This window comes from Lamprocystis purpurea DSM 4197 (assembly GCF_000379525.1).
Lineage (GTDB): Bacteria > Pseudomonadota > Gammaproteobacteria > Chromatiales > Chromatiaceae > Thiodictyon > Thiodictyon purpureum.
The window spans coordinates 17,184-30,831 of the sequence record NZ_KB902538.1; the positions used below are offsets into that span (position 1 = coordinate 17,184).

Genomic DNA, 13,648 nt, shown 5'->3' on the forward strand with positions numbered 1-13,648 from the left:
AATGGTTGCAGATTCATTATTTATCTTTGTGCTCTTTGTGTCTCCGTGTGAGAATTCTTAATGATTCGTGTCTCCGCGTGAGAATTCCTAACGATGAATGAAAACGAAATCGGGCGCTTGGTCATCGACTGCGCAATTCAATTGCACCGGGATCTTGGGCCGGGGCTGCTCGAATCCGTCTATGAGGTGGTCCTCGCGGAAATGCTGCGCGAAAGGGGTCTGAAGGTCGCACGACAGGTTCCTATCCCGATTGTCTATCGCGGCATCACATTCGAAGAAGGGTTCCGTGCAGACGCAATCGTTGAGGAAAAGGTCCTCTTGGAGTTGAAGTCCGTCGAGAAAACCACAAAAGCACATAGCAAACAGGTCATTACCTATCTCCGTTTATCGGGTCTGAAGCTGGGTTATCTTCTCAATTTCGGCGAAGCCCTGATGAAAGACGGGATCGAGCGTATCATCAACGGACAGATCGAGTGACTCGCGTTAAAGGAAAGAATGACTCACACAAAGACACAAAGAACACCAAGAAGAGAAAACAGTGGCTTCAAATGCATTATTAATCTTTGTGTTCTTTGTGTCTCCGTGTGAGAATTCTTAACTCTGACGCCCTAGTGTGAGTGTTTCCTGAATGGCAATGTCAAAAAAGCCGGTGTGTCTTGGTTTCGGCTTCTGCCCCGAGGAATCCGCGCACCATTTCCTGGTCACCATCCCCGCCGGCAACCGCGAGGACGTGCTGATTTCCGAGCATTTCACCTGGGATGCGGACGGGACCGCCAGTCGCCCGACCTTCGCCCCGGGCGAGGCCGAGGGCAAACTGCGCGTCATGCTGCCCCGCGCCAAGTGGGACGCCATCGCCGATGAGGTCCGGGTTGAGATCAACAAGCGCCTGAAACAGGACGGCATCAAGTCCGGAAGCTGGAAGACCGGGGCCAACCCCGTCTCCCGCCTGTTGGGCAAGGAACTGGTGCTGCTCGCCTGGGCGATCGAGGAGGCTGACCCGGCCCTGATCCCCGCCGCGATCAGGAACTGGCTCGGTTTGGTCCCGGAGGAGCGCTGGTGGCTCTACACCATGACCAGCGCCGCCACCGGCCATGCCATCCAGGGCCGCGGCAAGGGCTGGCGCAAGGCCGTGCGCTACGCACTCACCGAGAACCCGGTGTCCGGCATGTCGCACGAACCCCTGCCTGTGTTTGAATTGCAGCGACACCAGGCATCCCCGGCGCTGCCCGTTCCTACACCGACCCCAGCCGAACGCAAGACCGTCCGCGCACCGCGTCGAGCCAAGACGAAGGAAGTCCAACCCGAACGCTAAGCCCTTCTTCCTACCCGCCGCCCCCGCATGGGGGAGGGCTGGAGTGGGGCGGAACCTTCAAGACCCGCGATGCCGTGATTAAAGAGACCCCGCCATGGCCATTTCCAGACAACAACTTTCCGAAGAGATTGCCTCGATCCCGGACGATAAAATCGCCGAGGTCTTCAGCATCGTCCACCGCTACCGTGTCGATCTGGAAAGCACACCTGCCGACGGCAGCGCGCAAGCCAATGACTTCGCGGGCATCTGGGCGGACATGCCGGATGAGGCATTCCAGGACTTCCTGCGCGACGTCGAGGACCGACGCCATAACGCATTCTCGAGCGGCCCCGCGCGATGAGCCGAGCAGGGTTCGACAGTCACCTGAACAATGTAACCGTCAACGAGATCACCGGATCGCGCACATGCAAGCCATAGAAATCGAAGCGGAAATCGACCAAAACGGCGAGATCCGGATCCAGCTTCCGGAGCCACGCCAAGCGGGGCACGCGCGTGTCATCGTTCTGTTCGACAATGATCGGGCGGACCGATCCATGGCCATGCGGCGGCACCGGCCATCGCCGCGCCTATACGATAAGGACGCCCGGCTACATGGCGACGATATCGCCCCAGCGCTCTCGCCGGCGGAATGGGGAGACCTCTACCCGTGATACTGTTGGACACCCATGCCTGGATACGCTGGCTGCACCCCAAGCTCAACCGAAAACTGCCGGAGCCGATGAAACGATTCAGCTCTATCCGAATCTGCGCACGGTCTGGACCATCTGACGACTCATGAGCATGGACAATGACCTTACGTTCATCGAGACTCAGTTCCCCGTCTCCAAGCTCTCCAAGGAGAGCTACAAGGAGCGCATGGGGAACAGCAGCCAGACCTTGACCGGGCTCGGCAAGTGGTGGGGCCGCAAGCCCCTGATCCTGGTTCGCGCGGCCATCCTCGGGCTCCTGATGCCCGCATCGAAAGATCCCAAGACGGACCGTGCGGTCTTTCTCAAGCTGTTGACGATGGACGATGCCGGCCTTTGGCGTCGTAAGTCCAAGAGCATCGCTCTCAAAGACGCCTACGCCCTCCTGACACCGGCGGAGCGCAACGACTGGTTCAAGCCTGGAACAGACCCGGAGCGCCCGCGACTGCGCGCGGGCATCGACAGCACGGGACGGGAGGAAGTCCAACGGCTGGCCTTCGAGCGGCTCCACTATGACGACAAGCTCGTCTACTGCGACCGTCCCGAGCACATCGACGGTCCCTCGCCAGAGGTATGGGCCGACATCAATGCCCATCTTGGTACCAGCGCCGCAAGCCTGGCCGATTTGGTCCGGGAGTTGGGTGTGCGCCGCTTCGGCCACACGCCAAGGGTCGGGGACGCCTTCTGCGGCGGCGGCAGCGTTCCCTTCGAGGCCGCCCGCCTGGGCTGCGATGCCTATGGCTCAGATCTGAATCCGGTTGCCGCCCTGCTCACCTGGGCGGGTCTGAATCTCATCGGCGGCGGCTCCGGCGTCGCCGAGCGTGTCCGCGAGGCCCAAGAGGCCGTCTATCACGCCGTCGACCGCCAAGTCACCGACTGGCGCATCGAGCACAACGCGGTTGGCTGGCGTGCGGACGTTTACCTCTATTGCACCGAGACCCCCTGTCCGGACTGCGGCTGGATGGTGCCGCTGGCGCCGTCTTGGGTGATCGGCGAAAAGACCTATACGATTGCGCGACCTGTCGAAAAGAATGACTCACACGGAGACACAAAGAACACAGAGAAGAATCTTTGTGACTTTGTGTCTCCGTGTGAGAATTCTTTTTGCATTGAAATCCATCAGGGTGTGACCGCGGATGAGCTACGGGCGGCGCGGATCGGCACGGTGCGCAATTCCCGCCTGCACTGCCCGCACTGCGGCGAGTCGACGGCGATGAGCGCCATCCGGGGCGACGGTCGCGGTGGCGGCGGTGCCCGCGGATTGCGTCAATGGGAGAGCGCCGACCTGATCCCGCGGCCGGACGATGTCTTTCAGGAACGTCTCTACTGCATCCGCTGGCGCCTGCCGACCTTGGATGCACTACTGTGGGCCGAGCAGCATGAACGGGCGGGCAAGTCCGCTGCGCGGCCGGTGCCGGATTGGGTCAATCTGGACGACGCCATCGCGGCCCTGGCCGAACTGCTGGACGCCAGTGACCGCCTGGATCTGCATGATCTACGCACTCGGGACTGGCTGAGTGAGGATGCGCAGCTTGACGCGGCCGAGGACATCTTGAAGGAACTGCAGGCGACTAAGGCGCCGAAGGCAAAATTGGACGCCCAGCGCCGCGTCCTGACTGATCTGCGCCTAGCCCAGACCCAGCGCCTAGCGGATGTGCAAACGCTCGGAAATCAGATCCCCGGCGCCCTTTATCATGAATGCGATGCGCAGGACCTGCAACGGGAGGTGCGGGCGCTCACACTGTTACGCGAACGCTTCGCCGACTGGCAGACCCGCGGCTTCATCCCCAGCCGTCGCATAGAGCCGGGTGACAAGACCGACGAGCCACCGCGAACCCGCGGCTGGACGCATTGGCATCATCTCTTCACGCCGCGACAACTCTTGATCCATGGGCTCATCCAGGCGGAAAGCGGATTAGCCCCGGTCGTCGACTCCCTGTTGGCAACGGCCAATTTGCTGGGTTCCGGACGCTGCGGCGATTGGGATTCCCGCCTGTGTCGCTGGTGGACGGACGCGGGTCATGAGAAGGTGGTACAGACCTTTAGCAATCAGGCGCTCAACACGCTCAACAACTATGCCGCCCGCTCACTGCCGACGCTGCGAGATAGCCTGTTCCTGGATGTGACGCCATCCATGATCGCCGGTCAGTCCGTGGTCGCGGTCAGTGAGGTCCGCACACTCACGGCCGAGTGCGCCATCTGGATCACCGATCCGCCCTATGCCGACGCCATCAACTACCACGAGCTGTCGGAGTTCTTCCTCGCCTGGTACGAAAGGCATTTGCCCCGGATCTTCCCGAACTGGTACCCGGACAGCAAACGGGCGCTGGCCATCCGGGGCTCCGGTAAAGCGTTCCGCCAGGGGATGGTGGAGGCATACGGCAACCTGGCCCGGCACATGCCGGACAATGGAATGCAGATCGTCATGTTCACCCATACGGACGCAGGTGTCTGGGCCGACCTGGCCTTAATCCTGTGGGCGGCTGGCCTGCGGGTGACGGCCGCCTGGACCGTGGCGACGGAGACGCCCTACGGCGGCAAGGAAGGCAGCAACTACGTCCAGGGCACCGTGCTCATGGTGCTGCGCAAGCAGACCTCGGAGGCGGTTGCCTTCCTCGACGAGATCGTCCCCCAGGTGGAAATCGAGGTCGAACATCAACTCAAATCCATGCTGGGGCTGGACGACCGGGAGGACCCGAACTTCTCAGACGCCGACTATCAACTCGCCGCCTATGCCGCGGCGCTGCGGGTGCTGACCCAGTACCAGGGGATCGAGGACATCGACGTGGCCTACGAGTTGGCTCGCGAACGCAAGCGCGGCGAGGTCTCGCCGATCGAGCGCATCATTGAGGACGCGGTGAAGACCGCGAGCAACTATCTGGTGCCCGAGGGCGTCGAGTCCCACATCTGGAAACGCCTTTCACCAGAGGAGAAGCTCTATCTCAAGTGCCTGGAGGTCGAGTCCCACGGCGACTATCGCAGTGGCGTCTTCCAGGAGTTCGCCCGCGGCTTCGGGGTGCGGGACTACCGCTTCATGCTGGAGAGCGGCAAGGCCAACCAGACGCGGCTCAAGACGGCCACCGAGTTCAAGCGTCGGGACTGGGGTACTGAGGGCTTCGGCTCATCGCTGCTGCGCCACTGCCTGTTCGCCGTCTACCAGAGTGCGGACCAGGACAGCACCAAGATCGGCCTGACCTATCTCAAGACCGAGATCCCGGATTACTGGGCACGGCGCGAGATCATGGTCGGCATGCTCAGCTTCATCGGTCGGCTGCCGATCCCGCACTGGGGATCCGACGCCGAGGCCGCCCGGCTGCTTGCGGGGACACTGGAGAACGACCATGTGTAACCCGCCGCGCGGACGGCGGGCCAGGAGGTCGCTTGCACCAGACCGCAGTCCATCCATCGGAAAGTGCTGCGTCGGCCTCGGGCAGGCTCAGCTTTTGAGCCACCCGCGGTTCTAAGCTAGGTTGCACGGTCGCCATGGAATACCGAATCGTCACTGTCGCCTCGGATGCGGGCTCACAGTTGGAGCAACTGGGCACCAAGGCTAAGTTTTGGTTCCGCGCGGCAGACGGCACGCGCACACTGTTCAAGGAAGGGTATCCAGGCAGCGGCGAGCATTGGGCGGAAAAGCTGGCCTGCGAGGTGGCACGCGGCCTGAATCTTCCCCATGCCGACTACGAACTGGCTGTCTGGAACCAACGCCCAGGCGTGGTCTCCCCGACCATCGTGCCCACCGGCGGGCAGTTGATCCATGGCAACGAACTCTTGGCCCGGACCCATGCCGGATACGACGCGAAGCCAGTACCAAGCCAATGACGACATTCGATGCCTATTGCCGGGCGGCGGCCTGGCACCCGGACGCGGCGGGGTATTGGCGTGCCAGGCTCGGCGCCCTTGGCCCGGAGGCGCTCGATGCCATCGTCCAGGCCCTGCCAGAGTCCATTGCAACCGAGACGGCCAGGCGCTTTGCCCTCCAGGTCATGCTGGAGAACCGCGCCCGTCTGCTTGAACCGGAGTGAATGCGTTATGAATACCCTCTTCGTCGCCATGCAGGACCAAGGCTCTCGGCGCTGGGCGCCCGTCGGGCGCTTGACGAGGAGCAATGGCCTGTATCGGTTCGTCTACACGCGGGGCTGCCGTCAGGTACCGGACTTCGAGGCGTTCGGTCGTCTGACTGATCTGGATGCGGAGTATGTCTCCGAGGATTTGTTTCCGCTGTTTGCCAATCGCATCCTGCCAAAGGTAAGGCCCGAGTATCGGCGCTATATGCAGTGGCTCGGTCTGAATCAGGACGACAATGACGCCCTCGACGAACTCGGCCGAACGGGCGGGGTGCGCGCAACGGACGCTCTGGAGCTGATTCCCTGTCCGGAGCCCACCGAAGATCGGCGCTATGAGATTCTGTTCTTCGCGCGCGGCTTGCGGCACCTTTCGCCGGCGTGTCAGGCGAGCATCGAGCAATTGCAGGTCGGTCAACCCCTGTTTCTGGTTCAGGATGTTCAGAACGACCGCGATACGATGGCGCTGATGATGCGGACCGGTGAACCGGTCCAACTGGTCGGCTATGTACCTCGGTACTACGCAAACGACGTGCTGCGGCTACTTGACAGCACCGGTGCGCAGCCGGTTCGGGTCCAAGTCGATGCCGTCAATCGGGATGCGCCGATGCAATACCGCCTGCGATGCCGATTGTCGGCACCCTGGCCGGTCGGCTTCGTTGTGTGCGGGGCACCCGAGTTTGAACCGCTTTCTGCCAAGGGTTCCGGCGCCCCACTGCAGCTCGGTATCGAACCTTCGGACGCAACACCGGAGCAACGCGCCGCCTGAGGCCCTCGGTCTGGGTGTTGCATCGGCATGATCAACCGCTTCTCCTCCCGCCGCGAACGCCTGGACCGCAGCTTTCTGGCCGAGCGGCTGCGCGGTGCCCGCGGCTATGACCGGATCGCCGGGTTCTTCTCGTCGTCGATTCTGGAGGTGGCCGGGGAGGAACTGGAAGCACTCGCAGGTCAAGTCCGGCTGGTCTGCAACTCCGGACTCCATCCCGAAGACATCGCCACGGCAAAGCAGGCGGCCCAGGCGGCCATGCGGCGCGAGTGGTGCGACGCGGAGCCGGAGCGGTTTCCGGAAGCCGCGCGGCCCCGCTTTCAACGCCTCTACGACTTCCTGCGCAGCGGTAAGCTCCAGGTGCGCGTGGTCCCGGACGCCCACTTCGGTCTGATCCACGGCAAGGCGGGTGTCCTGACCCTGGCGGACGGTCGGCAGACCGCCTTTCTCGGGAGCGTCAACGAGTCCCTGACCGCCTGGCGCCTGAACTATGAGCTGTTGTGGGAAGACGACTCGCAAGACGCCGTGCGCTGGGTGCAGGAGGAGTTCGACACCCTGTGGCATTCGCCCTTTGCGGTGGAACTGGCCGACGCGGTGGTGCAGGACATCGGCCGGCTCGCGGCCCGCTCGGTCATCCCGGACCTGAAGGACTGGCGCGCGCGGCCCGATCCGGCGGCGCCGGTCATCGAGTCCCCCGTCTACCGCAAGGAGGTGGGGCTCTGGGAACACCAGAAGCACTTCGTGAAGCTCGCCTTCGACGCGCACCTCGGGGCGGGCGGGAGGCCGCCCGGTGCGCGCCTGGTCCTCGCCGACCAGGTGGGCCTGGGCAAGACCATCCAACTCGCCATGGCGGCGCAGCTCATGGCCCTGTCGGGTGATCGGCCGGTGCTCATCCTCGCACCCAAGCCGCTGATCTGGCAGTGGCAGGGGGAGTTGAAGACCCTGCTCGATATGCCCTGCGCGGTCTGGGACGGACAGAACTGGGTGGACGAGAACGCCATCGAGCATCCGAGCGCCGGCCCCGAGTCCATCCGCAAGTGCCCCCGGCGGGTCGGCATCGTCTCCACCGGTTTGATCGTCGCGGGCTCGCAGACGCGTGACTGGCTGGTCAACGGGCGCTATGAGTGCGTCATCCTGGACGAGGCGCACCGCGCCCGGCGCCGCAATCTGACGGCCGGCAAGGAATACGATCCGGCCGAGCCGAACAACTTGCTGCGCTTCCTGTGGGACATCTCCCCACGCACACGCAGCCTGCTTCTGGCGACCGCGACCCCGGTCCAGATCCACCCCATCGAAGCCTGGGACCTGCTGGATGCCCTGGCCAGGGGCTCCGACGCGGTGCTCGGAGGGTATGGCAGTCTCTGGCGTAAACCCCAACAAGCGTTGGAGTTGCTGCTCGGCGCGTCCGCTGCGACAACCGACGACATCACCCGCTGGGCGTGGATGCGTAACCCGCTGCCGCCGGCCTCGGAGGGACCCGATTACAGCGCCCTGCGGCGGCTTCTGCGCCTGACCGACCAGGACTTGAGCGCGTCCGGAGGCAGCTTCGACCAACTGAAGCCACCCGACCTCACCCGCATCCGCCGCGTCTTCCCGCGTTTCGTGGAGCAGGCCAACCCGTTCATCCGGCATATCGTACTGCGTACGCGCGAGTACCTGGAGACCACCATCGATCCCGCGACCGGCGAGCCCTTCCTCAAGCCCGTACAGGTGCGCTTGCACGGCGAGCGCAACGCGGATGCCGTCCCGCTGCCGCCCTTTCTGGAGGATGCCTATCGCCTGGCGGAGGAGTTCTGCCGCCTGCTTGCCGAGCGCGCCAAGTCCGGCTTCTTCCGGACCCTGCTGCTGCGCCGCGTCGGCAGCACCATGGAGGCGGGCCGCCGGACGGTGGAGAAGCTGCTCACCGAATGGACGACGCTGGATGACGATGAGGACGACGAGGAGACCCTTGGACAACTGCGCACCCTGACGATCGCCGAGCGGGCGGTGCTGCAACGCTTTCTCAAGGCCCTGGAGGCGAACCAGGAGCGGGACCCCAAGTACCAAATCGTGCGGGCACAGCTCCTGGACCAGGGTTGGCGGGAACTGGGCTGTATCGTCTTCAGCCAGTATTTCGATTCGGTCTACTGGCTTGCCGAGCAGTTGACGGCGGATATGCCGGGGGAGGAGATCGGCATCTACGCGGGCGCCCGGCGTTCCGGGGTCATGCACAACGGGGTCTTCACCGGCACGCCGCGCGAGGTGCTCAAGGAGCGCGTCGGGCAAGGGGAAATTCGGGTGCTGATCGGGACCGACGCCGCGTCGGAGGGGCTCAATCTCCAGCGGCTCGGGACCCTGATCAATCTGGACCTGCCGTGGAATCCCTCCCGCCTGGAGCAACGCAAAGGCCGCATCCAGCGGATTGGCCAATTACGCGACACCGTGGACATATACAACCTGCGGTACGCGGGGTCGGTGGAGGATCGGGTGCATGAACTGCTGTCCGAACGGCTGGAGAACATTGCGACCTTATTCGGGCAGATACCGGACATCCTGGAAGACCTGTGGATCGACCTGGCCTTGGGCGAAGTCGATGCGGCCAGGAAAACGATCGACGCGGTACCGCGCCGGCACCCGTTTCAGCTTCGCTACCATCGCGTAGAGCGAGTCGATTGGGAAAGTTGCAGCCGCGTGCTGGATGCGCAGCAGCGCAAACGCGCCCTGTCCCGCGGCTGGGGTGAAGACCAAAGCTGAACGCTGACGTCCTTCCACCTGGAAAGAGCCACCGGCGCCAAACAGATCGTTGAAGAAAATCTCACACAAAGGCACAAAGAGCACCAAGGTGTTGCGACCATCGGCTCGCGTATCGTTGGTCAGTCTTCAGCCCGATCGCCGCGATGATCGCGGTCCGGGGTATCATTCCCCTACCCGGTGTCCCTATTCGCCCGCGACTCGTCGGAAGGGGCATCGATCGTCGCACCGGCCGCAAGAACACCGAAGGTCGAGGCTTTATCGTGAAAGTCGCGTAGCGACCCCGTGGGAGCGGCGTCCCGCCGCGATGGGGTCGGGCGCGTCGCCCTACCGTTCGAGGTCACCGCGGCACCCATCGCGGCGGGACGCCGCTCCCACGGGGGACATGCATCGTCCGGGGTGGCGGATGTTCCTTCCACGGCCGTTAGCCGGTCGACCTCGCGGCTGGGCGGGCCTCGAACGGCGAATCGCCGAGCTGAAGGCCGCCCAATCGGCGAATCTGACCGGCGCCGGCGCCATCGCCCAGAGCGGCGGCGATGCGATCGGGGCGGCCGGCGTCAAGACCGCCGACAATTTCGGCACCATCGTCACCGGCACTCAAATCGTCACCCACTACCATGCCGCCGCGGGCGGCGCGCTCTCCAAGGAGCAGATCGCCCGCCAGGTGGCCGGCTATCTGAGCTGGCTGCGTACCCGCACCCAGTCCATCGAATTGCGCGGTATCGAGCGGGCAGGCGGGGCGCCGGTGGTGCTGTTGCCGCTGGAGACGGCCTATGTCCCGCTGCGGGCCAGACCGCTGCCGCGCGTCGGCGCGGCGCTGCCGCACCAAGGCGGGAACGAGCGGGGCCCCGATGGGCGGCCCGACGGCACCGCTGCCGATGAACCGGAAGGCGACATCACGCTCAACCAGGTGCTTGGGCTCGGCCCCCGCCTGGTCATCATCGGCGGACCGGGGTCCGGCAAGACCACCGTCCTGCTGCACATGGCCTGGGCACTGGCCTGCTCGCTGCTGACCGGCACGCCCGAACCGGCCTGCGCATGGCTGGGCCTCAGCAGCGACCCGAGCGCCCTGCCGCTGCCGATCGTCGTGCCGCTCGCCTCCTTCGCGCGCTATCGGCGCCAACTGCCGGGCCAGGCCCCGGCGCGCGAGCGGACCATTGCCCATTTCATCTCGCACCATTTGATCAGTCGGCAGGCGGACTTCGACTTGCCCGCGGACTTCTTCGTGCAACTGCTCCAGGACGGGCGCGACGTGCTGCTGCTGCTCGACGGGCTCGATGAGGTGGCAAACGAGGACGAGCGCGCCGAGGTGCGTCAGTCGATGGAGGACCTGGTGGGCGGGCGCGCGGCCATGCGGGTCCTGGTCACCTGTCGCACCATCGCCTACCGCGGTGGACGCACCGCGCTGGGCGCGGATTTTCGCGAGATCGTCGTGCAGCCGCTGGACTTCACGCAGCACATCGTCCCCATGGTGCAGCAGGCCTATGCCTGTATCCACCCGCGGGATGCGTCCTTGCAAGCCGAGCGGGTCACTGACCTGGTGGACGGGATGACACGCCTGGAAGCCGGGCGCCGCGCGCGTCAGGGCGAGGAGGTGTCGGCGCTGGTGGACAGCCCACTGATGGTGCGGCTGCTCCTGATCGTGCATGTCAACAACCGGCGGCTGCCGGACGAGCGCGCCGATCTGCTCGACAAGGCCATCAATGCCCTCCTGCAGGTCGACTACGGGCGCGAGGAAGGCGATATCCGCGAACTGTCGACCGATTGGAAGCTGTTTGGCGACATGGCGCAGCATCTCGACTTCCATCTGCACCAACAGGGCCGCGACCAGGGCCGCGCACTCGAAGAGCCGGCCCTCAAGGCCGCCCTGCGTCAGGAAGCGGATTTCATCCCACGCATCGACGACTTTCTGCGGCACGCCCGCCAGCGCGTGCTCGAAGAGCGCAACGGCGTGTATCGCTTCATCCATCTGGCCTTCCAGGAGTTCCTGGCCGCGCGCTAGCTGCGCGAGGTCACCGGCGGCGGGGGCCGCGCGGCCATCCTCGCCGCCCTCACCCTTTCCGGCTGACCGCGCCCGCCGTAGGATGCGGTGAGTACTCGAACCGCATCACCCAAACCCCCATCAGCCGCATCCACCATCAGCCTCGCCGCCAACAGGCTGCCGGCGGCAGCGACACCGATCCCGCCCGCTTCGTGCTAGGCTTGATTCCTGCAATTCCAAGACCGGACACCTGCCACCCATGTCCTCCAGCGCCGCCACCCAACTCGCACCCGCACCGCAGGTCCCGGCCCCGCCGCCGAGACGCCTGCCCGCGGCGGGCTCCGCGGACGGTCTCCTGGTCTCGGAGGCGGTCTATTGGACTGAGTATTACCTGGAGTCGGACCACCATTACGAGTGGAATAACGGCCGCCTGGAGGAGAAACCGGTGTCCGATTACGAGACCTTTCTGGTCTATGCCTGGTTCGGCGAACTGGTGCGGCACTTCCTGCGCACCCACCCCTGCGCGCAGCTGGTCGGCCTGGAGATGGGTTTCCGACTGCCGCTGCCGAGCGGCACCGTCATCCGCAAGCCCGATTTCGGGGTGGTGCGCAACGACAATCCCCAGCCGCTGCTGCCCTTGGATTGCTCCTACCGCGGGGTCTTCGACCTCTGTATCGAGGCTCTGTCCGACCAAGAGCGTAGCGGCATCGAGCGTGATACCGTCATCAAGAAGGCCGAATACGCCGCCGGGGGCGTACCCGAGTATTACATCCTGCACCAGAACCCCGCCCACCAGGCGTTCTACACCCGCACCCCCACCGGGTTCTATACGCCCATCGCACCGCAGGCCGGAGTCATCTGCTCGCGGGTGCTGCCGGGGCTGCAATTCCGCCCGACCGACCTGGCGCGCCGACCGGACCTGGAGACGTTACGCGACGATCCGGTCTATGCCGGCTTCGTCCTGCCCGGCTGGCGCGCCGATCGGGAGCGCGCGGCGGCCGCGGCGCGGCAGGCCGAGGCGCAGGCGCGGCGGGCCGCAGCGGAGGCGCGGCGGGCCGATGCCGAAGCGCAAGCCAAACGCGAGGCCCTGGACCGGGCCGCTGCCGAGGCGCAACGGGCCAATGCCGAGGCGCAACGGGCCGATACCGAGGCGCAGCGGGCCGATGCCGAGGCCCGGGCCAAACGCGAGGCCGTGGACCGGGCCGACGCCGAGGCCCAGGCACGGCAGCGCCTGGAGCACGACCTGGCGGCCCTGCGGGCACGCCTCGCGCAGGGTCGGATGCAGTGAGGAACGGACACTGGTGGCGAATTCCCTGCCCCCTCACGCGGCCGCTTGCAGGGCGACAAACCGGGAGCGACGGGTGGGGGCCAGGGGTGTACCGGTCAACCAGTCACCGATGCGTATCAGGTTCACGGCGACGGCCGTGACGACATGCTGCAGACGGGTCTTGGCCAGTCCGATGTAACGGCACCGTCGCAGCCCGCAGCGGCGGACAGCTTGCTCGTGGGTGCTTTCGACCCCGGCGCGGGCGGCATACGCATCACGGAATGGCTCGGTGGTTTGCGCCAGGCGGGCGTTTTGGAGTGCTTCGTACTGGTCTTGTGGCTGTAAGGGAATGACACGAAATGCTTTCTTTGATTTCGTGCAGTCCTCACGGTGCGGACAGGGCACGCAATCTTGAGGGGAAAAACGCGCCTCCGCCACGATCCCGGGAACTCCGGTTTTCGGTACCCANGCGCNGCTTTGGTGACCGGCGGGACACGCCACGATTTGCGCATCCCAATCGATGTGGAAGTCCGCCTTNGCGAAGCCGTTGTCGGCGCGCGCCTGCCAACTGGTGTCCTCGGCGATGGGGCCGACGATGCGCACCCCGTCGCGGCGCGCGCTCTCGACCAGGACGCGCGGGGAGGTATAGCCCATGTCGACCAGATGCNCGGCGGGAAGGAGTTCGCGGCGCACGAGCGACGCATGCACGGTCGTGAGCAGGTGGGCGTCGGGAACACTCGCCACCGTGGTCTCGACGTTCACGATCACATGCGCAGTCCCCGGGTCGCAGGTCTCCGTGAAGTGAACTTTGTAGCCAACCCAGTCCACGCTGCGCTTGGTGC

At 65.0% G+C, this 13,648-nt stretch carries 12 protein-coding genes; 11 read left to right on the forward strand and 1 reads right to left on the reverse strand.

Annotated elements, in window-relative coordinates:
• The first annotated feature begins 93 nt into the window (after window positions 1-93).
• The 11 genes from A39O_RS0125935 to A39O_RS37150 all read left to right on the forward strand — a co-directional run bounded on the left by A39O_RS0125935 (window position 94) and on the right by A39O_RS37150 (window position 12,827).
• A complete protein-coding gene (locus A39O_RS0125935; protein WP_020507574.1) occupies window positions 94-477 on the forward strand; it encodes a GxxExxY protein in 384 nt (127 codons plus the stop codon).
• Between the two features lie 151 nt (window positions 478-628).
• The gene (locus A39O_RS35250) at window positions 629-1,312 is read left to right on the forward strand and encodes a DUF3780 domain-containing protein (RefSeq protein ID WP_157640420.1); all 684 of its coding nucleotides are present in this window, start codon (window positions 629-631) and stop codon (window positions 1,310-1,312) included.
• A gap of 94 nt (window positions 1,313-1,406) precedes the next feature.
• Window positions 1,407-1,652 (forward strand): hypothetical protein, encoded by a 246-nt coding sequence (locus A39O_RS0125945; protein ID WP_020507576.1) that lies wholly within the window; start codon window positions 1,407-1,409, stop codon window positions 1,650-1,652.
• Window positions 1,653-1,716: 64 nt separating this feature from the next.
• Window positions 1,717-1,962, forward strand: coding sequence for a hypothetical protein (locus tag A39O_RS35255; RefSeq protein ID WP_040528798.1), 246 nt, complete (start codon window positions 1,717-1,719; stop codon window positions 1,960-1,962).
• 130 nt (window positions 1,963-2,092) lie between these two features.
• Window positions 2,093-5,347 (forward strand): anti-phage-associated DUF1156 domain-containing protein, encoded by a 3,255-nt coding sequence (locus A39O_RS37145; protein WP_157640421.1) that lies wholly within the window; start codon window positions 2,093-2,095, stop codon window positions 5,345-5,347.
• 134 nt (window positions 5,348-5,481) lie between these two features.
• A complete protein-coding gene (locus A39O_RS0125960; protein WP_020507579.1) occupies window positions 5,482-5,820 on the forward strand; it encodes a hypothetical protein in 339 nt (112 codons plus the stop codon).
• Window positions 5,817-6,023 carry a hypothetical protein gene (locus A39O_RS41265; protein WP_020507580.1) on the forward strand — a complete coding sequence of 69 codons (207 nt, stop codon included), beginning with the start codon at window positions 5,817-5,819 and terminating at the stop codon, window positions 6,021-6,023. The genes A39O_RS0125960 and A39O_RS41265 overlap by 4 nt, the downstream gene beginning before the upstream one ends.
• Window positions 6,024-6,030: 7 nt before the next feature.
• Entirely contained in the window at window positions 6,031-6,831 is an 801-nt protein-coding gene (locus A39O_RS35265) for an HIRAN domain-containing protein (protein ID WP_020507581.1), read from the forward strand.
• A 27-nt stretch (window positions 6,832-6,858) separates the two neighbouring features.
• Window positions 6,859-9,561, forward strand: coding sequence for a phospholipase D-like domain-containing anti-phage protein (locus A39O_RS0125975; protein WP_020507582.1), 2,703 nt, complete (start codon window positions 6,859-6,861; stop codon window positions 9,559-9,561).
• A 403-nt stretch (window positions 9,562-9,964) separates the two neighbouring features.
• The gene (locus A39O_RS0125980) at window positions 9,965-11,560 is read left to right on the forward strand and encodes an NACHT domain-containing protein (protein WP_020507583.1); all 1,596 of its coding nucleotides are present in this window, start codon (window positions 9,965-9,967) and stop codon (window positions 11,558-11,560) included.
• Window positions 11,561-11,798: 238 nt separating this feature from the next.
• Window positions 11,799-12,827 (forward strand): Uma2 family endonuclease, encoded by a 1,029-nt coding sequence (locus A39O_RS37150; RefSeq protein WP_020507584.1) that lies wholly within the window; start codon window positions 11,799-11,801, stop codon window positions 12,825-12,827.
• 33 nt (window positions 12,828-12,860) lie between these two features.
• Here A39O_RS37150 and A39O_RS35275 read toward each other — a convergent pair whose 3' ends face one another.
• Complete coding sequence (locus A39O_RS35275) at window positions 12,861-13,634, reverse strand: transposase (RefSeq protein WP_051088888.1); 774 nt, start codon at window positions 13,632-13,634, stop codon at window positions 12,861-12,863.
• Window positions 13,635-13,648 lie beyond the last annotated feature (14 nt).

Bases quoted from the DNA above. Each gene is read 5' to 3' on its own strand.
- A39O_RS0125935 (WP_020507574.1), top strand. From the start codon at position 94: ATGAATGAAAACGAAATCGGGCGCTTGGTCATCGACTGCGCAATTCAA.
- A39O_RS35250 (WP_157640420.1), top strand. From the start codon at position 629: ATGGCAATGTCAAAAAAGCCGGTGTGTCTTGGTTTCGGCTTCTGCCCC.
- A39O_RS0125945 (WP_020507576.1), top strand. From the start codon at position 1,407: ATGGCCATTTCCAGACAACAACTTTCCGAAGAGATTGCCTCGATCCCG.
- A39O_RS35255 (WP_040528798.1), top strand. From the start codon at position 1,717: ATGCAAGCCATAGAAATCGAAGCGGAAATCGACCAAAACGGCGAGATC.
- A39O_RS37145 (WP_157640421.1), top strand. From the start codon at position 2,093: ATGGACAATGACCTTACGTTCATCGAGACTCAGTTCCCCGTCTCCAAG.
- A39O_RS0125960 (WP_020507579.1), top strand. From the start codon at position 5,482: ATGGAATACCGAATCGTCACTGTCGCCTCGGATGCGGGCTCACAGTTG.
- A39O_RS41265 (WP_020507580.1), top strand. From the start codon at position 5,817: ATGACGACATTCGATGCCTATTGCCGGGCGGCGGCCTGGCACCCGGAC.
- A39O_RS35265 (WP_020507581.1), top strand. From the start codon at position 6,031: ATGAATACCCTCTTCGTCGCCATGCAGGACCAAGGCTCTCGGCGCTGG.
- A39O_RS0125975 (WP_020507582.1), top strand. From the start codon at position 6,859: ATGATCAACCGCTTCTCCTCCCGCCGCGAACGCCTGGACCGCAGCTTT.
- A39O_RS0125980 (WP_020507583.1), top strand. From the start codon at position 9,965: ATGTTCCTTCCACGGCCGTTAGCCGGTCGACCTCGCGGCTGGGCGGGC.
- A39O_RS37150 (WP_020507584.1), top strand. From the start codon at position 11,799: ATGTCCTCCAGCGCCGCCACCCAACTCGCACCCGCACCGCAGGTCCCG.